The sequence below is a fragment of the Pseudomonas tremae genome (assembly GCF_001401155.1).
In the GTDB taxonomy this organism is placed as follows: Bacteria; Pseudomonadota; Gammaproteobacteria; order Pseudomonadales; family Pseudomonadaceae; genus Aquipseudomonas; species Aquipseudomonas tremae.
In genome coordinates this window covers 140,933-163,619 of the sequence record NZ_LJRO01000048.1, presented here as the reverse complement: position 1 = coordinate 163,619, position 22,687 = coordinate 140,933, and the positions used below count along the sequence as shown (strand labels likewise).

The window sequence follows — 22,687 nt, the reverse complement described above, 5'->3', positions numbered from 1 at the left end:
CCACAGGAACAGGCTGACCAGATGATAAACACAGAGAAGTTGCCGTGTAGGAAACGTCTGCCTATAGTCCGGTGACTCTTTACACGGCTTATCTATCACCATGATCAAACATCAGCTCGCCCGCTTCAATCGTCTCGACCTGATCAGTGCGCCGACGGCTCTGGAGAAGCTCGAACGCCTGTCCGCCTGGGCAGACCGCGATATCTACATCAAACGTGATGACACCACGACCCTGGCACTGGGCGGCAACAAGGCTCGCAAGCTCGAATACCTGGCTGCCGATGCGCTGGCACAGGGCGCCGATACGCTGATCACCGCCGGTGCGATCCAGTCCAACCATGTGCGTCAGACCGCAGCGCTGGCAGCGCGGCTGGGCATGGGCTGCGTAGCCCTGCTGGAAAACCCCATCGGCAGCGAAGACCCCAACTACCTGAGCAACGGCAACCGCCTGCTGCTGGAGCTGTTCGATGCTCGGGTAGAGCTGGTCGAAAACCTCGATAACGCGGATGAACAGCTGCACGCACTGGCTGCACGCCTGCGCTCCAGTGGCAAAAATCCCTATCTGGTCCCCATCGGCGGCTCTAGTCCGATAGGCACTTTGGGCTACGTGCGCGCCGGTTTGGAGCTGGCCGAGCAGATCAAGCAGACCGGCATTGAGTTCGCTGCAGTTGTGCTGGCCTCCGGCAGCGCGGGTACACACAGCGGTCTGGCGCTGGCGCTGGCCCATGAACTGCCGCAATTGCCGGTCATCGGCGTCACCGTGTCGCGCAGTGAAGAGGACCAGTTGCCCAAGGTACAGAGCCTGGCCGAACGCACCGCCGAATTGCTCGGCATCGCGCTGCCGGAAACATTCAAGGTCGAGCTGTGGGACGAGTATTTCGCCCCCCGTTACGGCGAACCGAACGCAGGCACGCTGTCTGCGATCAAACTGGTGGCCAGCCATGAGGGTGTCTTGCTTGACCCGGTCTACACCGGCAAGGCGATGTCCGGCATGCTGGACGGCATAGGGCGGCAGCGTTTCAATGACGGCCCGCTGATATTCCTGCACACCGGAGGCGCACCCGCGTTGTTTGCCTACCCTGATGCCTTCAGCAATTGACCGAGGTCTTTATTCCGTTTTTTGGCGGACTGTGCATTTTTAGTTATTTTTATTCATAAGAAGATGGCTATATAGTCGCGCCCGGAACATCGGTGTGACGTAACTGCTTGAAAAAAAACCAAACCCTCAGCACCAAGTCGCTTCAGTCGGGTCAGAAAATAGCCAGACACTTTCGTATCAACAAGGGGCTCGCATGAACATTTCCGCTATTCGTCGTACGTTTCTTTTCTCCGCACTGGGCCTGATGCTTGGTACCGGTATCGCCGGGCAAGCCATGGCTGGCGAGCAACTGCAGAAAATCAAGGATAGCGGCACTCTGAATGTGGGCCTTGAAGGCACTTATCCGCCGTTCAGCTTCGTAGATGAAAACGGCAAACTCACTGGCTTCGAAGTAGAGTTTTCCGAAGCGCTGGCCAAGGAATTAGGCGTGAAGGCCAAGATCCAGCCGTCCAAATGGGATGGCATTCTCGCTGCACTGGACTCCAAGCGTCTGGACGTGGTGATCAACCAGGTCACCATCTCCGACGAGCGCAAGAAAAAGTACGATTTCTCCGAGCCTTACACCATTTCCGGCATTCAGGCGCTGGTTCTGAAGAAGAATGCAGACGCCATCAAGTCCGCTGACGACCTGAAGGGCAAAAAGGTCGGCGTAGGCCTGGGCACCAACTACGAGCAGTGGCTCAAGGAGAACGTGCCGGGCGCCATCGTCAGGACTTACGATGATGACCCAACAAAAATTCAGGACCTGAGCGTAGGCCGTATCGACGTGATTCTCGTTGACCGTCTGGCGGCCCTAGAAATGGCAACCAAGACCAAAAACAAACTCGTGCCTGCCGGCGTTGCCTTTTCCCGTCAGGAATCCGGTATTGCCATGCGCAAAGGCGAGCCTGAGCTGCAGGCTGCAATCGACAAGGCGATCGACAAACTGCGTGCCGACGGCACACTGGAAAAACTGTCGAAAAAGTATTTCAACGCTGACGTCACACAATGATCGAAGAGAGCCTTCAGCTCGCGCTGGACTCCGCGCCCTTCCTGCTGAAGGGAGCGTACTACACAGTATTCCTCAGCCTGGGCGGTATGTTCTTCGGGTTAGTGCTGGGCTTCGGCCTGGCGCTGATGCGCCTGTCGCGTTTCAAGCCGGTGAACTGGCTGGCGCGCATCTACGTATCGTTCTTTCGCGGCACGCCGTTGCTGGTGCAGTTGTTCCTGATCTACTACGGCTTGCCGGAGTTGGGCATCGAGCTTGACCCGTTGACCGCAGCGCTGATCGGCTTTTCGCTGAACATGGCCGCCTACGCCTGCGAAATTCTCCGCTCGGCCATAGGCTCCATAGAGCGCGGCCAGTGGGAAGCCGCAGCGAGTATCGGCATGACCCGCTGGCAAACCCTGCGCCGGGCAATTCTGCCGCAAGCAGCACGTACCGCTTTGCCACCACTGGGCAACAGCTTTATATCGCTGGTCAAGGACACGGCTCTGGCGGCCACTATTCAGGTGCCCGAGCTGTTCCGCCAGGCTCAGTTGATCACCGCACGTACCTTCGAAATTTTCACCATGTACCTGGCCGCAGCACTGATCTACTGGATCCTTGCCACTGCGCTTTCGTACCTGCAAAACAGGCTGGAAGCGAGGGTCAACCGGCATGATCTGGAGTCCTGACGCATGATCGTGGTTGAAAAACTCACCAAGGAATTCAACGGTAACCAAGTCCTCAAGGGCATCGATCTGCGCATCGAAGCAGGCGAGGTCGTGGCGATCATCGGTCCCAGCGGCTCGGGCAAGACCACACTGTTGCGCTGCCTGAATCTTCTGGAAACGCCTACTGCCGGCAGGATCAAGGTCGGCGACATCGAAATCGATGGCGCGCGTTCGGTTGGCCAGCAGCAAGGGTTGATCCGTCAACTGCGCCAGCAGGTCGGGTTCGTGTTTCAGAACTTCAACCTGTTTCCGCATCGCACTGCGCTGGAGAACGTCATCGAAGGCCCGGTGGTGGTCAAGAAGATCCCTCTGGCGACGGCAGAAGCACTGGGTCGCCAATTGCTGGCCAAGGTCGGCCTGACCGGCAAGGAAGATGCTTACCCGCGCAGACTCTCGGGCGGGCAGCAGCAACGTGTGGCGATCGCCAGAGCGCTGGCGATGGAGCCGCAGGTCATTCTGTTCGACGAACCGACTTCGGCGCTGGACCCTGAGCTGGTCGGCGAGGTGCTGACCACCATCCGCGCCCTGGCCGAAGAGAACCGCACGATGGTGATCGTCACTCATGAAATGAGCTTCGCGAGGGATGTCGCCAATCGGGTGATCTTCATCGACAAGGGTGTAATCGTCGAACAGGGCGAAGCCAAGGCGCTGTTTGCGAACCCCAGGGAAGAACGCACCAGGCAGTTTCTTGAGCGCACGCGATCCTGATAAAGCCGCTACACACCCTCCGAAAGCAGCGTCCGTCCCGGCGCTGCTTTTTTCTTACATTTCAGAAAGGTTTAATCGTTCAGGATCCTTGCTGAATTCCCGCCTTATTTTCCGAAAATTCATCGAAATAATAAAACCTGAAAGCGTCAGCCTCCGCGCCTGATGCGCGCCCCTGTGATCAACGACGATGACCTGTTTACAGCCCATCCCTCCCGGTCGTAACGGCATCTTTCGTGTGCATGCATAACTGATACTTTGTGGTAGGACAGTTGTTTGCCAGTGGGTAAACACTTCCAAATACCGCGTGTAGGAAGTGTCCGTTTTTCAAGTAAAAAGTCGTTAAACATCTTTCGTATATTGACAAGTGCCCGCAAAGAACATTAGCTCACCTCAATGAGGCATTTGATCAACCACTCAAGTTTCAAGTGAAACTTTCCCTCCAATTGTAATGTTTGCCATGACTTGGTTATTTAAGGTACTTATCGCTCCGCCCGAACCGGGCTTTATATTACTTGACCATGACAACTTATGACGATTCTTTACTTGAATTACTGATTATCAGGAGCACCTCAACATGAGCCACACTACTTGCACTACCGCACGCCCAGGGCTCCAGCCCCCTTCTGTACCGCAGGCCAGCCGACACGGCATCGGCGTGAGGATCGCGTCTCAACTCATGGTTCACGTTGCCCCCTACGACAACATGGATAAGGGGGACCTTATCGAACTGTTCTGGGATGGCTGTTACGTGGCGTCAACGATTTTAGAGCCATCCGACATCGACAAAGCCATCGCCCTACGTGTGCCCGAAAGCTTTCTTCAGAACGGCAAGGCGAGGACCTACTACCGGGTCATGAAAATAGGCGGGACACCCGTCACCTCGCCGTGCCGCAAGCTCTGGGTCAAGCTGAACGCACCTGGCGGACAACTGATCGGGGCCAGCAGCGAAGAAAATCAGGGGCTGGCGCCGCTCCATGTCGCGCCATCGGTCATACGCCGCGGACTGTCCCGCAGGCACCTTGAAGGCGGTTTGCCGATGGCCATCGAGCCGTACCTGAACATGGCCGTTCACGACGAGATCACTGTGCGCTGGGGCGATCTGCGCATGGATCTGCCGCCCCTCACCACAGAGGATATCGGAGAATCCGTCGACTTGATCGTGCCACCTACGCTGATCATGGAGGGCGGCGGCGAACAACAAGTGGACGTGACTTACTGCATTATCGATAGGGTAGGAAACAACTCGTTGTGGGCGCCGGCCCGGGTCATTAACGTTCAGCCTCTGGGTGAATTGACGCATTGACAAAGGGCCGTCGAACAGCAACAGGTTGTATGCCAACAGTCGTTTAAAGGTCCTCCCGCTAACGAGGAAAACCACACACCACGATCAGTTCGCGTTGATTAATACAAGCGTCCCTTACACCCGGTGTGCCTACGTGCGTTGTTACTCACATCAACCACTTCATCCTGTTCACTGCCGTCGTTATGGCGCCATGTGCAGTGTGTTCAGCGCAAAGTGAATGCCGGGACGTCGCTATCAGCTGGCGATAGCTGTCTATGCTTATTCCAAAAAGCATGTTTTAAAAAGCCTTATACACGCTTAGGGTATATGCACCGGACCACCGGACATCGTGATTTTTTCCCAGCCGCTTTCGCAGCGGTCTATTTTTACGAGGTTCCGATGGTCCCTTTCACAACTACCCCTGTGGATAAACCAAGGGCTGGTTCGATTGCCGGTGAGCGACGCGAGTCTGATCCCGCTGACGTAACTGCCCACACCGTCAACGCTCCACAAGAGCCAGACGTTGCTCCCCGACTGTTACCCGCCACGGTGTTGCACAACGATGCCGAGGCTATTGCAGCCGCTCATGAACTCGCAGCAGCTGCACGCCTTACTGCTGCGAGCCGCGATCAGCAACGCGCTTTGCCGTGGGCTGAAATAGAACAATTCACCCGCAGCGGGCTCGGCAGTATTTCCATTCCACGCGCCTATGGCGGCCCCGAGGTCTCGTTTGTCACGGTGGCGGAAGTGTTCAGGATCATCTCCACTGCCGACCCGGCGCTGGGGCAGATCCCGCAAAATCAGTTCGGCATTCTGCACCTGCTGCAAAACAGCGCCACTGAACAGCAGAAACGCACCCTGTTCCAGAGCGTGCTGGAAGGCTGGCGTATCGGCAATGCGGGGCCTGAACGTGGCACCAAAAACACTCTTGAACTCAAGGCGCGGATCACAACTGAAGGCGACCGCCTGAGCATCACAGGTCAGAAGTTCTACTCCACCGGCGCATTGTTTGCGCACTGGGTGGCGGTCAAGGCGCTTGATGACCAGGGCCAACAGATCATGGCGTTCGTCAAACGCGGTTCGCCGGGGCTGAGTATCGTCGACGACTGGTCAGGCTTCGGGCAACGCACCACAGCGAGCGGCACGGTGCTGCTCGACAACGTGCCGGTGGATGCCGAACAGGTGATAGACAACTGGCGTCTGGGACTGACACCCAATATTCAGGGCGCCGTGTCGCAACTCATTCAGGCGGCAATCGATGCTGGTATTGCCCGGGGCGCAATCGATGATGCGATCGCCTTTGTTCGCGAGAAATCCCGTCCGTGGATCGATGCCAGAGTAGAGCGTGCCAGCGACGACCTGTACGTGATCGCCGATATCGGCAAGCTGAAGCTTGATTTGCATGCCGCCGAAGCCCTGTTGCGTAAAGCCGGACAGGAGCTGGACGAAATAAATGCCAGCCCCATAGACGAGCAATCGGCAGCCCGCGCGTCGATTGCCGTGGCGCGCGCCAAGGTGCTGACCACCGAGATATCACTGCTGGCCAGCGAAAAGCTCTTCGAACTGGCAGGCAGCCGCGCGACTCTCGCCGAGTTTAATCTTGACCGCCACTGGCGCAACGCGCGCGTCCACACCCTGCACGACCCGGTGCGCTGGAAATACCACGCAGTTGGCACCTGGCATTTGAACGGTACCCTGCCCGCTCGCCATTCCTGGATCTGAGCCAGACCACTGGAGAACACTCTTCATGAGCTTCAATACTCAAGCGCGTGACAACGCTGCGCTGATTACCAGTGACGCTCAGGCTTTGCGCGTGGCGAGCGAGCTGGCACTAATTTTCAAAGCCGAAAGCGCCCGACGCGACCGCGAGCGCCGTTTGCCCCATGCCGAACTCGACGTTTACAGTCAGTCCGGGCTGTGGGGCATCAGCGTGCCGAAAGCGTTTGGCGGCGCGGGTGTTTCAAACGTGACGTTGGCCAAGGTGATCCAGCTGATTTCCGAAGCCGATGGCTCGCTGGGACAGATTCCGCAAAACCATTTTTATGCGCTCGAAGTGCTGCGCGTGAACGGCAGCGCGCAACAGCAGGCAAGGCTGTACGCCGAAGCGCTGGCCGGTCGACGCTTTGGCAACGCACTGGCTGAACTGGGAACCAGGACGGCACACGACCGCACCACACGCCTTACACGCGATGGCGATGGTTATCGCATCAACGGGCGCAAGTTTTATGCAACCGGCGCGCTGTATGCCCAGCGCATTCCCACCTCGGTGATCGACGACAATGGCGTGCAGCAACTGGTGTTCGTAGCGCACGACAGCGAGGGGCTGAAGGTTATCGATGACTGGAGCGGCTTCGGCCAGCGCACTACCGGCAGCGGTTCAGTGGTATTCGACAACGTGTATGTCAGCGCCGACGACGTTGTGCCATTCCAGAGCGCTTTCGAGCGCCCCACGACAGTAGGCCCGCTGGCGCAGATTCTTCACGCAGCCATCGACACCGGTATAGCTCGCGCAGCGTTCGAGGACGCTCTGACGTTCGTTCGCACACGCACCCGACCGTGGATCGATTCGGGTATCGAAAAGGCCGTAGACGATCCGCTGACCCTGCACAGCTTCGGCAGGCTCGGCATTCGCCTGCATGCAGCTGAAGCGTTGCTGGAACGGGCCGGAGAATTCCTGGACATCGCACAGGCCGAGAGCAACGCCGAGAATGTGGCGGCGGCCTCGATAGCCGTGGCCGAGGCACGCGCCATCAGCACGGAGATTTCCCTGGCGGCTGGCAGCACACTTTTCGAACTGGCCGGCAGCCAGTCCACCCTGGCGGAACACGGCCTCGATCGCCACTGGCGCAACGCCCGCGTACACACGCTGCACGACCCGGTGCGCTGGAAGTTTCACGCCATTGGCAATTACTACCTCAATGACACGCCCCCCCCATTGCGGGGGACGATCTGATGGCGCGCAAGAAGATCCTTTTCAATGCGTTCAACATGAACTGTATCGGCCACATCAATCATGGCCTGTGGACGCATCCGCGTGACACCTCCACGCAATTCAACAGCCTGGAATACTGGACCGACCTGGCGAAACTGCTGGAACGTGGCTTGTTCGACGGGTTGTTCATCGCCGATATCGTGGGGGTGTACGACGTCTACCAGAACTCGGTGGACGTCACGCTCAAGGAAGCCATTCAGTTACCGGTCAATGATCCGCTGCTGCTGGTGTCTGCAATGGCCGGGGTGACGACACACCTGGGCTTCGGCCTGACCGCCAACCTGACCTACGACGCGCCGTACCTGTTCGCCAGGCGCATGTCGACGCTGGACCACCTGAGCCGTGGTCGGGTGGGCTGGAATATTGTCACCGGTTATCTCGACAGCGCGGCACGGGCAATGGGCCTGAGCGAGCAGAACGAGCACGACCGGCGCTACGACCAGGCCGATGAATACCTGGAGGTGCTGTACAAGCTCTGGGAGGGCAGTTGGGAGGACGACGCGGTCATCAACGACACGCAGCAGCGCGTCTACGCCCAGCCGGGCAAGGTTCACAAGGTTCGGCACCAGGGCGAGTTCTATCAGGTCGAGGGGTATCACCTCTGCGAACCGTCGCCGCAACGCACGCCGGTGCTGTTTCAGGCGGGCAGTTCCGAGCGCGGCCTTCAGTTTGCCGGGCAGAACGCCGAGTGCGTGTTCATCAGCGGCCAGAACAAGGCGGCGACCCGCGAGCAAGTGAACAAGGTGCGCGCCAGCGCGGTACAGGCCGGGCGCAACCCGGAGGACATCAAGGTATTCATGGGCCTGAACGTGATTGTTGCGGCGACCGAGGCGCTGGCCCGCGAGAAGCACGCTGAATACCGCCGTTATGCCAGCGCAGAAGCGGGGGTGGCGCATTTCGCGGCATCGACCGGTATTGATTTCGCCGAATACGAGCTGGACGAACCCATTCAGTACGTGAAGAACAATGCCATCCAGTCCGCGACCAAAAACCTCCAGAACAACGACTGGACCCGCCAGAAATTGCTCGACCAGCACGCGCTGGGTGGCCGCTACATCACCTTGATCGGCTCGCCCGAACAGGTCGCCGACGAGCTGGAATCGTGGATCGAGGAAACCGGCCTGGATGGCTTCAACCTGACCCGAATCGTCACCCCGGAAAGCTATGAGGATTTCATCGATCTGGTCATCCCTGAACTGCAACGCCGCGGGTCATACAAGATTGCTTATCAGGACGGCACCTTGCGTAAAAAACTGTTTCCGGAAGGTACTGATCGTTTACCGGAACGGCATGCGGGGGCGGCACATAGACATATTTGATGATGACATGCGCTCCCACGCTGGTTACACACAGCTCTCACAAAGCTCCATATTCAAGGAACCCCAGGACTTTGTGTAGAACGCAGGAACAAGAATCTCTTAAAGGACCGCACCATGACCAAAACCCTCGCAGCACTGGCCCTCGGGCTGTTGACCCTGACCGCTTACGCCGCAGATAAACCCTTGAAGGTCGGCACCACGGCAGCCTTTGCGATACCGCTGGAAGCCGCTGTCGAAGAGGCTGGCAAGCAGGGCCTTGAAGTCGAGCTGGTGGAGTTCACCGACTGGATCGCGCCCAACGTCAGCCTTGCCGCAGGTGATATCGACGTGAATTACTTTCAGCACATTCCGTTTCTGACCAACGCCAATGAAGCCGCCGGTTTCGGTCTGGTGCCTTATGCGCCGGGGATCATCAATAACGTCGGGCTGTACTCGAAAAAGTACCAGCGCTTCGATGAGTTGCCGACCGGCGCCACCGTGGCCATCGCCAATGATCCGATAAACAGCGGACGCGGTCTGCAACTGCTGGCCAAAGCCGGACTGATCACCCTCAAGGAGGGCGTTGGCTACAAGGCCACCGAGGAAGACATCACCGCCAACCCGAAAAAGCTCAAGCTCATTCAGGTCGAGGCCGTGCAACTGGTGCGCGCCTACGATGACGCTGATCTGGTGCAGGGCTATCCCGCCTATATCCGCCTGGCCAAGACCTTTCCTGCCGATTCGGCGATTCTGTTCGACGGCATGGATCACCCTGAATACGTGATTCAGTTCGTGATCAAACCCGATCACAAGGACGATCCACGCCTGGCAAAATTCGTCGATATCTACCAGCACTCGCCGGTGGTCCGCGCCGCGCTGGACAAGGTCAACGGCAAGCTCTACCAGGCAGGGTGGAAAGAATGACGGCAACCGCGCAACGGCAACTACCATTTGACACCACTGGCACAGGTCAGTTGGCGCAACACACCGAGCTGCACCCGGAGCTGAACCGCGCCCATGTGCGGTTCATCAACCTGGGCAAGACCTACCACGGCAAGCAAGGTCCGGTGGAGGCCCTGGGCAATATAGACCTGGCCATCCAGCGCGGCGAGATTTTCGGCATCATCGGTCGTAGCGGCGCAGGCAAGTCGTCGCTGATCCGCACCCTCAATCGTCTGGAACAACCCAGCAGCGGCCGGGTGCTGATCGATCAGGTGGACATCGGCGAGTTCAACGAAGACAAACTGGTGGAACTGCGCCGACGCATCGGCATGATCTTCCAGCACTTCAACCTGATGTCGGCCAAGACCGTGTGGCAGAACGTCGAGCTGCCGCTCAAGGTCGCTGGCGTGCCGAAAGAGCAACGAGCGCTCAAGGTCGCACAGTTGCTGGAACTGGTGGGTTTGCAGGACAAGCACAAAGCGTATCCGGCGCAATTGTCCGGCGGGCAGAAACAGCGCGTCGGCATCGCTCGCGCACTGGTTCACGACCCGGCGATACTGCTCTGCGACGAAGCCACCTCAGCGCTGGACCCGGAAACCACCCAGTCGATTCTTGCCCTGCTGCGCGAGATCAATCAGCGTCTGGGCCTGACCATTGTGCTGATCACCCATGAAATGGCAGTGATCCGCGATATCTGCCACCGCGTCGTGGTGCTGGAACAGGGCTGCATCGTCGAGCAAGGCCCGGTCTGGCAAGTGTTCGGCGACCCGCAGCACGAGATGAGCAAAACCCTGCTGGCACCGCTGCAGCTCGGGCTGGCGAAGGAATGGACCGAGCGCCTGAGCGATCAGCCGCAACGACCGGATTCGGCCATGTTGCTGGACGTGCATTTCACCGGCACAAGCAACCAAGGGCCTGACCTGGCAGCGCTGTTTGCGACACTGGGCGGCAAGGTGCAATTGCTGCAGGGCGGTGTCGAGCGTATTCAGGACCGGGCCATCGGGCACATGATTCTGTTGGTTGCCGGCTCGCCGCACGGTCGCGACGAACTGCTGGGCCGCGCCCGCACACTGGCACCGCGCGCGGAGGTATTGGGCTATGTGGACTGATCGCTTGCTGCAAGGCACCCTCGACACCTTTCTGATGGTCGGCGTGTCGTCATTGATCGCATTGCTGCTGGGCATTCCGCTGGCGGTGATTCTGGTCACCAGCTCCAAAGGCGGCATCTACGAGGCACCAGCGATCAACCGGGCGCTGGGCGGTTTCGTGAACCTGTTTCGCTCTATTCCGTTTTTGATTCTGATGGTGGCGTTGATCCCGTTTACGCGGATGATCGTCGGCACCACGTACGGTGTATGGGCCGCCGTCGTGCCACTGACCATCGCAGCCACGCCGTTCTTTGCGCGAATAGCTGAAGTGAGCCTGCGCGAGGTCGATCACGGTCTGGTAGAGGCGGCGCAGGCGATGGGCTGTCGGCGCTGGCACATCATCTGGCATGTGCTGCTGCCAGAAGCGCGTCCCGGCATCGTCGGCGGCTTCACTATCACGCTGGTGACCATGATCAACTCGTCGGCGATGGCCGGCGCGATCGGGGCAGGTGGGCTGGGCGACATTGCTTATCGCTATGGCTATCAACGCTTCGACACACAGGTGATGCTGACCGTGATCGTGTTACTGGTGGCGGTCGTGGCGCTGGTGCAACTGGGCGGTGACCGGCTGGCGCGCAGTTTCGACAGACGCTGAGCAGCCCGCGCGGTCCGAGGGTATATTGGCGGTCTTCCTTTACCGGACCGCCTTTGATGAAACTCGACCCACAGACCCTTGCGCAGATTACCTCGACCACCGTCAGTAATTACAACAGCGTGGCTGACGACTTCCGCGAAGGCACCCGCGACCACGACGTCAGCCAGAATATCGATGCATTGCTGCGCCACATCGACGGACCGAAGCCGTGGCAGATTCTCGATTTCGGCTGCGGCCCGGGGCGTGATTTGAAGACGTTCACGGCAATGGGGCATGTGGCGGTCGGGCTCGACGGCTCCGAGCGTTTCGCTGAAATGGCACGTGCCGAAACCGGTTGCGAAGTGTTTCAGCAAAACTTCCTTGAACTCGACCTGCCGGAAGGCCGCTTCGATGGCATCTTCGCCAATGCGGTGTTGTTCCACATACCGAAGCAGGAACTGCCGCGCGTGCTGCGCGAGCTGTATGCCACGCTCAAACCGGAAGGCGTGCTGTTCAGCTCCAACCCGCGCGGTCAGAACCAGGAAGGCTGGAACGGCGAGCGTTATGGTGCTTATCACGACCTGCAAGCGTGGCGCGAATTACTGACTGAAGCCGGGTTTACCGAGCTGGAACACTACTACCGTCCAGCGGGGCTGCCGAGGGAACAGCAGCCGTGGCTGGCAAGCGTGTGGCGGCGCTAGGCCTCGTGTCAATGCGCCGCATTGGCCAGAAGTTCAGGACGCTCTGCGTCCCCTTTGCGACGCAGAGCGTCTAGAAATGCATCCCCACGCGGAGCGTGGGGACGATAATCAAACCGGGGGCGTGGGCAATAATCATCCTTGCGCAGGCTGTGCGTTTTCGCTCTCGTTCTTGTCCTCGGCGTCCTTACGCTGTTCGTCTGTCGGCTCCTTGATGCGATACCAGGCCACGTACAGCGCTGGCAGAAACAGCAAGGTCAGCAGCGTGGCGATGATGATGCCGCCGATCATGGCGTAGGCCATCGGCCCCCAGAACACTTCGCGGGCAATGGGAATCATGCCCAAGCTGGCCGCTGCCGCCGTCAGCAGAATCGGCCGACGGCGATGTTCGGTGGCTTCGACCACAGCGTCCCAAGGCAGATACCCACTGCGCTCATAGGCATCGATCTGGGTCACCAGAATCACCGAGTTGCGGATGATGATGCCTATCAGCGCCAGAACCCCGAGAATCGCCACAAACCCCAACGGCGTACCTGTAGGAATCAGCGCCAGCACCACGCCTATAAGGCCCAGCGGTGCGACGCTGGCCACCAGAAACATCTTCTGCACGCTGTGCAACTGGATCATCAGAAACGTCGCCATCAGGAACAGCATCAGCGGTGCAACACTGGCAATCGGCCCCTGCGCCTTGCTGCTTTCCTCAACCGTGCCACCGGTCGCGACTTTGTAGCCTACCGGCAAACCGGCTGAAAACTTGTCGATTTCCGGCTTAAGCTGATTGACCAGATCGGTCGGCTGAATCTCGTCGCGCACCGAGCCCTTTACGGTGATGGTCGGCTTGCGATCACGCCGCCAGACCAGCGGCTGCTCAAGCTCATAGCCGACATTGGCAAATGCCAGCAGTGGAATCGAGGTACCGCTCGGGGTCACGATCTGCAGATTTTGCAAGGTTTCCGGCGTACCACGCTCGGCGTCTTCAGCGCGTCCGACCACGTTGATCAGGTAGATGTCGTCACGCACCTGAGTCACGGTAGAACCACTGACCACGGTGTTCATCAGTTTGGCGACGTCCTCGGACGACAGCCCCAGTTGCCTGGCCTTGTCCTGATTGATGTCAATGCGCAGGACCTTGCCTGGCTCGTTCCAGTCGTAGATAACTTCGCCCACATGCGGGTTCTGGTCCAGCAACGTGGCCAGCTCGATGGCGTGCTGACGCACCTTGTCGATATTCTCGCCGCTGACGCGATACTGCAGCGGACGACCCACCGGCGGGCCCATTTCCAGCGCCTGTACGTAGGAGCCGATGCCGACGAAGTCATCGCGCAGACGCGTCTGCAGCCGAGCGGTCAATGCGCCCCGCTCTTCCAGGCCTTTGCTGACAATCACCAACTGGGCATAGAACGGGTTTTCCAGCTGCTGATCGAGCGGCAGGTAGAAGCGCACCGCACCTTGCCCGATGTAGGTGCTCCAGCGCTCAATGTCCGGGTCGTCCTTGAGGCTCGCTTCAAAGCGGTCCACTACCTTGCGCGTCTCGTTGATTGAGGCGTTTTGCGGCAGGTTCAGGTCGACCAGAATTTCCGGACGGTCCGAAGACGGGAAGAACTGGTTCTGCACGAACTGCATGGAAAACAGCGACGCGGCGAACAACCCTACCGTGATGCCGATCGCCAGCCAGCGATGGCGCATGGCCCAAAGCATGCTGCCGTTGAACGCACGGCCAATGCGGCCGGGCTCTTCGGATTTCGGTTTGATATTGGCCTTGAGAATATGCACGCCGATCACCGGCGCAAACAGCACGGCAACCACCCACGACACCAGCATCGCCACAGCAATCACAGCAAACAGCGTGAAGGTGTACTCCCCCGCCGAGCTGTTGTTCAGACCGATAGGCACAAAACCGGCCACTGTTACCAGTGTACCGGTGAGCATCGGGAACGCTGTCGAGGTGTAGGCGTAAGTCGCGGCCTGCTCCTTGGTTTCACCCATTTCCAGCCGTGTGACCATCATCTCCACGGTAATCATGGCGTCGTCCACCAACAGACCTAGGGCGATGATCAACGCACCCAGAGAGATCCGCTGCATGGTAATGCCGCTGTATTCCATGAACACGAATACCATCGCCAGCACCAACGGAATCGAACAGGCAACCACCAGTCCCGCACGAAACCCGAGGCTGACGAAGCTGACCAACAGCACGATGATCACCGCCTCGAACAACGCGCTGGTAAAGCCACCTACCGCCTTGTTCACCACCTCGGCCTGATCCGATACCTTGTGTACGCCGATGCCAACAGGCAGCTCGGCGGTCGTGGCGTCCATGCGTTCATGCAGCGCCTTGCCGAACGCCTGAATGTTGCCGCCCTTCTGCATGGCGATAGACAGCCCGATGGCCGGTTTGCCGTCAAAGCGAAACAGCGGTTTGGGCGGATCGGTGTAACCGCGCGTGATGTCGGCAATGTCGCTCAGGCGGTAAAAACGGTCATTGATCCGCAGGTTGACCGCGGCCAGATCCTTCTCGGAAGCAAACTGCCCAGAGGTGCGCACGGAAATCCGCTCTGGCCCCGCTTCTATCACCCCCGCAGGCGTCACCGCGTTCTGCGATTGCAGGCTCTGTACCACCTGAGTCTGGTCGATGCCCAGCGCAGCGAGTTTGCGCGTGGAGAAGTTCAGGTAGAGCACTTCATCCTGCTGGCCGATCATCTCGACCTTGCCCAGACCAGGCACTTCGCGGATGTCGGCACGAACCTTTTCTACGTAGTCACGCAACTGCCGCATCGAGAAGCCGTCTGCGGTAAACGCGTAGATCGAGCCGTAGACATCGCCGAACTCATCGTTGAACGACGGGCCTTGCAACCCCTGCGGGAACTGGCCGCGGATGTCGTCGACCTTTTTGCGCACCTGATACCAGATCTCCGGTATCGCCTTGGCACTGGTGGTGTCACGCAGATAAACGAAGACCGTGGATTCACCCGGCCGCGTATAGCTCTTCACGTAGTCCAGCGAGTCCAGCTCTTCGAGCTTCTTCTCGATGCGGTCGGTGACCTGCTCCAGGGTCTCGTCCACCGTCGCGCCTGGCCAGCGGGTCTGGATAATCATGGTCTTGATGGTGAAAGACGGGTCTTCCTCGCGCCCAAGCTTCATGTAGGAAAACACGCCCATCAACAGCGCGACGAACATCAGGTACCAGACAAACGACTGATGCTTGATGGCCCACTCGGACAGATTGAAATTCCCTTTCATCGCGAGCGTTCCCCATCGACTTTGACTTGCTGACCCGGCTTGAGGCTGTTGACGCCTGCGCTTACAACTTTTTCGCCCGCTTTGACACCGTCTGCCAGCAGAAAGCTGTCGTTGTCACGACTGATGATGCTCACTGTTCTGGGGCTCACCGTCTGGCTTTGCGGGTCGACGATCCACACTTGAAGTTTGCCATCGACTTCCTGCAGGGCACTGATCGGTAAACGCATACGCGGCGAGATGGTCGAGCTGAGCTTCACGCTGATGGCGGTACCCAGCCGGAACGCTGGCGGGGTATCGGTCAGTGACAGCCGCGCGCGGCGTGTGCGCGTTGTACTGTCGGCCTGAGGTTCGATTTCACGAATGATCGCCGTGGTGTTCATCTCAGGGTTCAACTGACTGGCAACGGTGAAAACCACATCGTCAGGCAATTGCTCCGCCAATGCAGCGGGCAGGTCGATAACAGCTTCCTTGATGTCGGGGCGCGCCAGAGTCACCACTTCCTGACCTGCGGTGACGACTTGTCCGGCTTCGACCTTCCACTCGGTAACCACGGCGTCGTGATCACTGCGCAGCTCGCTGTAGCTCAATTGATCGCGCGCCTGCTGGGCAGCGGCCTTGGCCTGCTCCTGCGACGAGCTGGCAGTCTTCAGGTCAGTCAGTGCGATGTCCAGCTGCGCCTGAGCACCGACGCCACGGTCGAACAGCTCTTGCTGACGACGGGCATTGGCCTGCGCGTTGATCCACTGCGCCTGAACATTGGCCAGGTCGCCCTGCCGGGCACGTACGTTATTCTGCTGATCGGTCGGATCGAGGGTGGCGAGCAAGTCGCCCTTCTTCACTTCGCTGCCGACGTCGACGTTACGCCGGGCGATACGTCCCGACACTCGAAAACCCAGCACACTCTGGTAACGCGCCTGAATGTTGCCGGCGAAACGCCCGAAAGCCAGATTCGATTCAGGCAATGCCTCAACGAAGACCACAGGGCGTACCGGCTCGGGGGGCTTTTCATCCTTGCCGCAACCACTTAACAAAAGGCCGCCCAGCAACAGACATGACAGGCGTTTCATGGCTTCACCTGCGCGTTTTGCTGTTCAGGCTGTTCGGCAATTTCGACCTGCATGTCCGGATGTAGCAACTGTCCGCCTGCCACCACAACTTTTTCTCCATTTTTGAGCCCGTCACCGATGATGACCTTGGCGGTCAGGTAGCGGGTGACAGTGACTTTGCGCAAGTTGACCTTGCCTTGCTCGTCCACCACCCACACGGCGGGCTTGCCTAATTGCTCGCCAAGGTCCTTGGTGAGCGCCGCCCAAGGCAACTCTACGCTGGCACTGGCAGGTGCGCTCAGCGCCACACTGACCACCGACCCCAGGTCCATGCCTTGCGGTAACGAATCGAGCGCGACCTTGACCTGCAACGTGCCGGTCTGCGCCGAGACGGCAGGCGTCACTTCGCGCACCTTGCCGCTGACTTTTATATTCGGGTTTTCGAGCAAAGTGACTTGCACCGGCTGATTGACAGGCGGCTGGACAAACAGCGATTCATACACGTTGAACACCGCATCGCGCTCGCCGTCACGGGCCAGATCGAAAATCGGTGCAGTAGCTTGCACGACTTGTCCGACCTCAGCCTGACGCGCAGTGATCACCCCTGGCGCATCTGCAATCAGCGCGGTGTAGCTCAGTTGCTCGCGAGCATTGGCCAGCTGCGCCTGCGCCGCTTTCAACGAACTCTCGCTACCGCGCACAGCCGCCTGAGCAGAGTCATATTCACTGCGGCTTGTGTAGCCCTTGGGCAACAGCTTTTGCTGGCGGACGAAAGCTGCGCGGGTCTGGCTCACGCGAGCCTGCTCGGCAGCCACCGAGGCAGCGGCGGAATCGACATTGATCTGCAGGTCCTTGGGATCAAGTCGGGCCAGCACCTGCCGGGCAGTGACGCGATCGCCGACATCCACATTGCGCTGGACGATCTTGCCGTTGACCCGGAAAGACAGGCGGGTCTGCACACGGGCCTGAACATCGCCCGTCAACGCCACGCTGGCCGCGAAGTCGGCACTTTTTACCGTTTGCACATAAACCCTTGGCAGCTCCGGAGCGAGCGGCTTTTCCTCGCCACACCCCGCCAGCATCGCCAAGGCAGCAGCGAGACCGAATGTAATCAGTCTAGAAGGACGAACGGGCATGCAGACTCCTTGTGCGGCAGCCAGGGGTGGGCGAGATATCAGGAGAGAATAACGTGAGCATGCGACTTTGCGCGAGGGGCAGGGTTCATTGGGCGAAGAACTTTTGCACTGGAATAACCCGGCGTGGGCCAGACCTGCGATGTCTTTTTGAGCCGAAGAGCAAGAATGAGTGATCTGACGAGGAGGATTACCCTCCGATGCCCCTCAGAGACGCCGGCTGGGAAACGCGGGGTCACCGGTGCAACATGAACAGCCGCACACAGTGCCCCTTAAATCCACACATCTTTATTCAGCGCTTTCTTTGTAGATATTCACACAGGATAATTTCCCGTCAATACCGTCTTTATAAAGCCCCTCAAAATATTCCAGCCCGTCTGTTACATCACCCGGCGGAAGGTCCGGCGCTAGAGAGTTAGGCCAGAAATTCTCTATAGACTTGGTCAATTTGTACTTATAATAATCGTCGTCAAAACGATTGCCGTCATTGCATCTATCGTCATAAAAAGCGATGACGGTCGGAGTGCCGTCTAGAGGATAAACATTGCTTAACCTGTAGGCAGTAGCAGCATCATTGTCGCATGAATAGTCGCCGCCCATTTGAACGAGTTTTTGACCCCACGGAATGCTGCAGGTCATTTTCCACCCGCCAGGAGCATTCTTGTCTCGTTGCCATAATTCCAGTGCAGCGGCTTTGCCGGCAGAGTGTGGCACCTCAAGAGGTACTGTCGGGGTGGTCATGCGAGGCTGACAGCCCAGCAATGTCGACAGTACTGTCACCGTCGCTATCGTTTTGATAAGAGTACTGTGCGGCCTGCACCCTTTTTTTATATATACCGCCGTCTTAATATTCATGACCTCTCCGTGCTGTCAACCATCAAACTTCCGTTTAGCGCAACATGACGCAGCATGTTGCAGGGAACGTCAGAGTGGCACGAGGGGTTGTCAGAAAATACTATCAACGTCGATAGGTATTTAGATCAGCGCTCAGATACGTATGACCTATAAGCGGGTCACTTCATCTTCGTTACGGATATTTGCAGTTCGGCGTGCCGCGCGCTTTGCCGCTTCTGTACGCGCAAAACCCCAGCTACGCATGCCTACAGTTGGAACAAAAAAAGCTACAGCGACCGCTGTCAATGGGAGAGCGACAGCTGAGTCAGGATCGACATTTCGGACAACAAAAGAAGAGGCCCACGTAATACCACTTGCCACCGCCCCTATCGCAACAACAGCTGAAATTCTCTCCGTCGTATTTGCCTTTCTTCTGGGCACCGTGACGAGCTGACCGGGAGGTGCATCCAGATCGGAATTCACCTTTACTCCTTTGATCACCGCTCTTATCGATGAACGATTAAGCATCAGACCAATGCCTGCCGTGAAAAGACCCCCACCGATATAGACAGATGAGAGTAATACATCTATGAACTCACGTCCGTCCGGATCAGCGCGATTAACCGGATCCCCCCCACAATATGCATACGCATTCAGCCCGCCTTTGCCGAATGGGCTGAGACTGTCGGGGCTGTTGAAGCGCATCAACACGGGGTTGTAGGCGCGGTAGCCATTACCCAGCAAATAGTGACCGGTAATGGAATCAAGCAATTCGCCATTGAAACCCGGCAGCGGGCCGGACTGCCGGGATACCTTCGTGATGGCCTTGGCGAGCGGTGTGCGGGTCGCGATACGGTCAAGCGCGTCGTAACGGTATCGGCACAGACTGATTTGCTGAGGCATGGCGAGTAACCAGGTAGCGGTGGGTAAAGCGAGGTACGCCTCACTGCTCCTCACAGTGAAGGGTTGAAGAGGCATCCGCTACTCGTAGAGTTGCTAGGTTTTCATACACTGATCAACTGCCGTCAGTACCCTGCGCTTCTTCGAAAAAGTAATCCTTCCAGCTCGCGGCCTTGTTTTTCAGCACGCCCAGCTCATGCAGTTTCTCGGCGTAGATGAAGGTGCGCTGCGGGGTGATGGTGAAGTCGATTTCCGGGTCCGAGACGATTTTCTCTACCAGCGGCAGCGGCAATTTCGATTGTTCGACGCGGATGTAGGTCTGCGCGGCAGCCGGCTTGTCGGCCTTGATGATCTTCTCGGCTTCGGCCAGTGCGGCGTAGAACGCCTTGTAGGTCTTGGGATTTTCGTCGTGGAATTTTTCGGTGGTGTAGAGCACGTTGAACGTCGCCTGACCACCCAGCACGTCATAAGAGCTGAGCACCTTGTGGACATTGGGGTTTTCCAGTGCCTGATACTGGAACGGCGGGCTGGAGAAATGCGAGTTGATTTCCGAGCCGCCAGCAATCAACGCTGACGTTGCATCCGGGTGCGCAAGGCTCACCGAGATGTTGTCGAATTTCTTGTAGTTGTCGTTACCGAATACCTTGGCGGTCTCGATCTGCAAGGTGCGCGACTGAAAACCCACGCCGGCAGCAGGTACGGCTATGCGGTCCTTGTCAGTGAAATCCTTGATGGTTTTCACGTTGGGGTTGTTGGTCAGCAAATAGTTGGGCATCGATCCCAGCGAAGCGATGGCCTTGACGTTCTGCTTGCCCTTGGTACGGTCCCAGATGGTCAGCATCGGTGGCACGCCTGCCGATACAACATCCAGAGCACCGGCCAGCAGCGCCTCGTTCATTGCCGTAGCACCGGAAATGCTGTTCCAGTCGACCTTGATGTCAAGCCCCTGCTCCTTGCCGTGTTTCTCGATCAGCTTCTGATCACGCACCACGTCGAGGATCAGGTAGCCGATACCGAATTGCTGAGCGATGCTGATCTTGCCTTCCGCCTGCGCGCCGCTGCTGAGCAAGGCACCGCACAAGCCGAGAGCGGCTGCCAGCACAGTCAGTGCCTGGCGTTGAAATGCAGTTGTCATGTGGTTCTCACCCTGATTATTCGAAAGAAGAAGGCGTTTCAACGCTGCATGCCCCAGCGCTTGACGGTCAGGCGCTCAATGTTGGCAAACAGCAGGTTCTCGACCAGCAGCCCAATGAGGATCACTGCAGCCAGGCCAGCGAAAACCTTGTCGGTATACAGCTCGTTACGATTCTGGAAGATGTACCAACCCAGCCCGCCTTTGCCGGACGAGGCACCAAATACCAGCTCGGCGGCGATCAGAGTGCGCCAGGCAAAGGCCCAACCGATTTTCAGGCCGGCGAGAATCGATGGCAGGGCAGCAGGAATCAGAATGTGCCAGACGAAGCGCAAGCCCTTCAGGCCATAGTTGCGCCCGGCCATGCGCTGGGTTTCCGAAACGCCGAGAAAGCCCGCGTAGGTATTGAGCGCCAACGCCCACAGCACCGAATGCACCAGCACGAAGATCAGGCTGTTCTGCCCCAGTCCGAACCACAACAGCGCCAACGGCAGCAGCGCAATGGCAGGCAGCGGGTTGAACATGGCGGTCAACGTGCTCAGCAAGTCGCGGCCCAGTTGAGTGGACACTGCCAGTGTGGTCAGAGCGAACGCCAGTACGATGCCGATCAGGTAGCCCTGGATCAGCACCGTCAGAGAGATCCACACCTTGCCCGGTAGCTCGCCGGAGATCAGTCCGTCATAAAAGGCGGCGGCCGTCTGCAGGAAACTCGGCAGCAGCAGATCGTTATTCTGCAGCCGCGCGGCAAGCTCCCAGATAACGGCCAGGGCGATCATGATCACGCTTTTGCGCACCCAGCTCAGCTGCCAGATGCGCTGCGCGAGCGGCAGGTCTCGGGCCAGGTCTTCCTGAGTGAAAGGCTCCAGCGTGATTTCGTACTCTTCGCGAGCAGGAGGTGCGAGGCTCATGGTTTGGGTTTCTCGGTAGTCGTAAAAAGCGTATACACAGCGCTCTGGGAAACGGTTTTTTTGTGAGAGCGGACTTGTCCGCGAAAGGGCCGGTGCACTCTCTGAAGATGCATCGTCTGAACTACCGTCTTCGCGACCAAGCTCGCTCCCACGCCCCTGCGGGCAGAAGCGCGTATCAATAAGCGATCCGGATGTCCTGGAAGTTCAGTTCCCGATCGACCGGCTCAGTCTCACCTTCGTCAAACAGCAGGCGATGAATACGCTGGGCGGTTTGCTGAAAGCCGACGCCGCCAAGGCTTTTCAGATCGTATTGATGGCTGTTGATTTCCGCCCGCACACGTCCCGGATGCGGCGACAGCAACAGGATGCGATTACCTACCACCAGCGCCTCTTCGATGGAATGCGTGACGAACAGCAAGGTGAAACGCACCTCCTCCCACAGCTGCAGCAGCTCTTCCTGCATCTTGCGTCGGGTCAGTGCGTCCAGCGCGGCGAACGGCTCGTCCATCAGCAGTATTTTCGGCTGCATGGCCAAGGCTCTGGCAATCGCCACACGTGCTTTCATGCCACCGGACAAGGTATGTGGATAGGCGTCGGCAAACGCGCTGAGGCCCACCTTTTCCAGGTAATAACGTGCGCGCTCCAGCGCCTCAGGGCGCTTCAAGGTGCGCGATGCCAGCAGCGGAAACATGACGTTCTCGATCACGGTTTTCCACGGCGGCAACTGGTCGAACTCCTGAAACACCACGATGCGATCCGGACCGGGCTCGGTGACCTGGTTGCCAGCCAGACGAATCTCGCCTTCGCTGGGCTGAATGAAACCGGCCACCGCCTTGAGCAAAGTGGACTTGCCGCAGCCAGATGGACCAAGCAGCACGAAGCGATCTGCCGGGTCGACCTCGAAGCTGACCTGATGCGTTGCCCGCACCACACGTTCTGGCGTGCGGTATTCGAGGCTGACGCCGCGAACCTGCAGCAAGGGTTCGGCGGTGTGCTGAACAACCGGTTGCAGTTGGGCGCTCGTGCTGGCCGTGTGGCCTTGCGCGACAGCATTCATG

General features: G+C 58.5%; 20 protein-coding genes. 12 read left to right on the top strand and 8 right to left on the bottom strand.

What is annotated here, in order from left to right; genetic code table 11:
• Positions 1-100: 100 nt before the first annotated feature.
• From ALO43_RS03440 to ALO43_RS03385, 12 genes are all read left to right on the top strand, one after another.
• Positions 101-1,099, top strand: coding sequence for a D-cysteine desulfhydrase (locus ALO43_RS03440; RefSeq protein ID WP_054997104.1), 999 nt, complete (start codon positions 101-103; stop codon positions 1,097-1,099).
• Positions 1,100-1,292: 193 nt separating this feature from the next.
• Positions 1,293-2,090, top strand: coding sequence for a cystine ABC transporter substrate-binding protein (gene tcyJ / locus ALO43_RS03435; RefSeq protein ID WP_054997103.1), 798 nt, complete (start codon positions 1,293-1,295; stop codon positions 2,088-2,090).
• The gene (tcyL, locus tag ALO43_RS03430) at positions 2,087-2,755 is read left to right on the top strand and encodes a cystine ABC transporter permease (RefSeq protein WP_005888137.1); all 669 of its coding nucleotides are present in this window, start codon (positions 2,087-2,089) and stop codon (positions 2,753-2,755) included. Before tcyJ ends, tcyL begins: the two co-directional genes overlap by 4 nt.
• A 3-nt stretch (positions 2,756-2,758) precedes the next feature.
• Positions 2,759-3,502 (top strand): L-cystine ABC transporter ATP-binding protein TcyN, encoded by a 744-nt coding sequence (tcyN, locus tag ALO43_RS03425; protein ID WP_005888136.1) that lies wholly within the window; start codon positions 2,759-2,761, stop codon positions 3,500-3,502.
• Positions 3,503-4,076: 574 nt separating this feature from the next.
• On the top strand, positions 4,077-4,805 hold the full coding sequence (locus ALO43_RS03420; protein WP_053479816.1) for a hypothetical protein: 729 nt from the start codon (positions 4,077-4,079) through the stop codon (positions 4,803-4,805).
• Between the two features lie 528 nt (positions 4,806-5,333).
• Positions 5,334-6,506 (top strand): SfnB family sulfur acquisition oxidoreductase, encoded by a 1,173-nt coding sequence (locus tag ALO43_RS03415; RefSeq protein ID WP_234778708.1) that lies wholly within the window; start codon positions 5,334-5,336, stop codon positions 6,504-6,506.
• Between the two features lie 25 nt (positions 6,507-6,531).
• Positions 6,532-7,737 carry an SfnB family sulfur acquisition oxidoreductase gene (locus ALO43_RS03410; RefSeq protein ID WP_005888132.1) on the top strand — a complete coding sequence of 402 codons (1,206 nt, stop codon included), beginning with the start codon at positions 6,532-6,534 and terminating at the stop codon, positions 7,735-7,737.
• Positions 7,737-9,095: an LLM class flavin-dependent oxidoreductase gene (locus tag ALO43_RS03405; protein WP_054997102.1), complete on the top strand. Its 1,359-nt coding sequence runs from the start codon at positions 7,737-7,739 to the stop codon at positions 9,093-9,095. The genes ALO43_RS03410 and ALO43_RS03405 overlap by 1 nt, the downstream gene beginning before the upstream one ends.
• A 114-nt stretch (positions 9,096-9,209) precedes the next feature.
• Positions 9,210-9,998, top strand: coding sequence for a MetQ/NlpA family ABC transporter substrate-binding protein (locus ALO43_RS03400; protein ID WP_024690274.1), 789 nt, complete (start codon positions 9,210-9,212; stop codon positions 9,996-9,998).
• A complete protein-coding gene (locus ALO43_RS03395) occupies positions 9,995-11,125 on the top strand; it encodes a methionine ABC transporter ATP-binding protein (protein ID WP_054997101.1) in 1,131 nt (376 codons plus the stop codon). Before ALO43_RS03400 ends, ALO43_RS03395 begins: the two co-directional genes overlap by 4 nt.
• Entirely contained in the window at positions 11,115-11,759 is a 645-nt protein-coding gene (locus tag ALO43_RS03390; protein WP_005888124.1) for a methionine ABC transporter permease, read from the top strand. The genes ALO43_RS03395 and ALO43_RS03390 overlap by 11 nt, the downstream gene beginning before the upstream one ends.
• 56 nt (positions 11,760-11,815) lie before the next feature.
• A complete protein-coding gene (locus tag ALO43_RS03385) occupies positions 11,816-12,439 on the top strand; it encodes a class I SAM-dependent methyltransferase (RefSeq protein WP_054997100.1) in 624 nt (207 codons plus the stop codon).
• Positions 12,440-12,571: 132 nt separating this feature from the next.
• Here the strand turns inward: ALO43_RS03385 and ALO43_RS03380 are convergent, their stop codons facing one another.
• The 8 genes from ALO43_RS03380 to ALO43_RS03345 all read right to left on the bottom strand — a co-directional run bounded on the left by ALO43_RS03380 (position 12,572) and on the right by ALO43_RS03345 (position 22,686).
• Positions 12,572-15,676, bottom strand: a complete 3,105-nt coding sequence (locus ALO43_RS03380; RefSeq protein ID WP_054997099.1) for an efflux RND transporter permease subunit — start codon at positions 15,674-15,676, stop codon at positions 12,572-12,574.
• Positions 15,673-16,743, bottom strand: coding sequence for an efflux RND transporter periplasmic adaptor subunit (locus ALO43_RS03375; RefSeq protein ID WP_054997098.1), 1,071 nt, complete (start codon positions 16,741-16,743; stop codon positions 15,673-15,675). Before ALO43_RS03375 ends, ALO43_RS03380 begins: the two co-directional genes overlap by 4 nt.
• Positions 16,740-17,858: an efflux RND transporter periplasmic adaptor subunit gene (locus ALO43_RS03370; protein WP_054997097.1), complete on the bottom strand. Its 1,119-nt coding sequence runs from the start codon at positions 17,856-17,858 to the stop codon at positions 16,740-16,742. Before ALO43_RS03370 ends, ALO43_RS03375 begins: the two co-directional genes overlap by 4 nt.
• Before the next feature lie 285 nt (positions 17,859-18,143).
• Positions 18,144-18,710, bottom strand: coding sequence for a hypothetical protein (locus ALO43_RS03365; protein ID WP_005888115.1), 567 nt, complete (start codon positions 18,708-18,710; stop codon positions 18,144-18,146).
• A gap of 147 nt (positions 18,711-18,857) precedes the next feature.
• On the bottom strand, positions 18,858-19,592 hold the full coding sequence (locus ALO43_RS03360; protein WP_042932076.1) for an RHS repeat-associated core domain-containing protein: 735 nt from the start codon (positions 19,590-19,592) through the stop codon (positions 18,858-18,860).
• A gap of 112 nt (positions 19,593-19,704) precedes the next feature.
• Positions 19,705-20,724, bottom strand: coding sequence for an ABC transporter substrate-binding protein (locus ALO43_RS03355; RefSeq protein ID WP_005888111.1), 1,020 nt, complete (start codon positions 20,722-20,724; stop codon positions 19,705-19,707).
• Positions 20,725-20,762: 38 nt separating this feature from the next.
• Positions 20,763-21,629, bottom strand: coding sequence for an ABC transporter permease (locus ALO43_RS03350; protein WP_005621338.1), 867 nt, complete (start codon positions 21,627-21,629; stop codon positions 20,763-20,765).
• Positions 21,630-21,804: 175 nt separating this feature from the next.
• Positions 21,805-22,686: an ABC transporter ATP-binding protein gene (locus ALO43_RS03345; RefSeq protein ID WP_024690269.1), complete on the bottom strand. Its 882-nt coding sequence runs from the start codon at positions 22,684-22,686 to the stop codon at positions 21,805-21,807.
• Position 22,687: the final 1 nt, after the last annotated feature.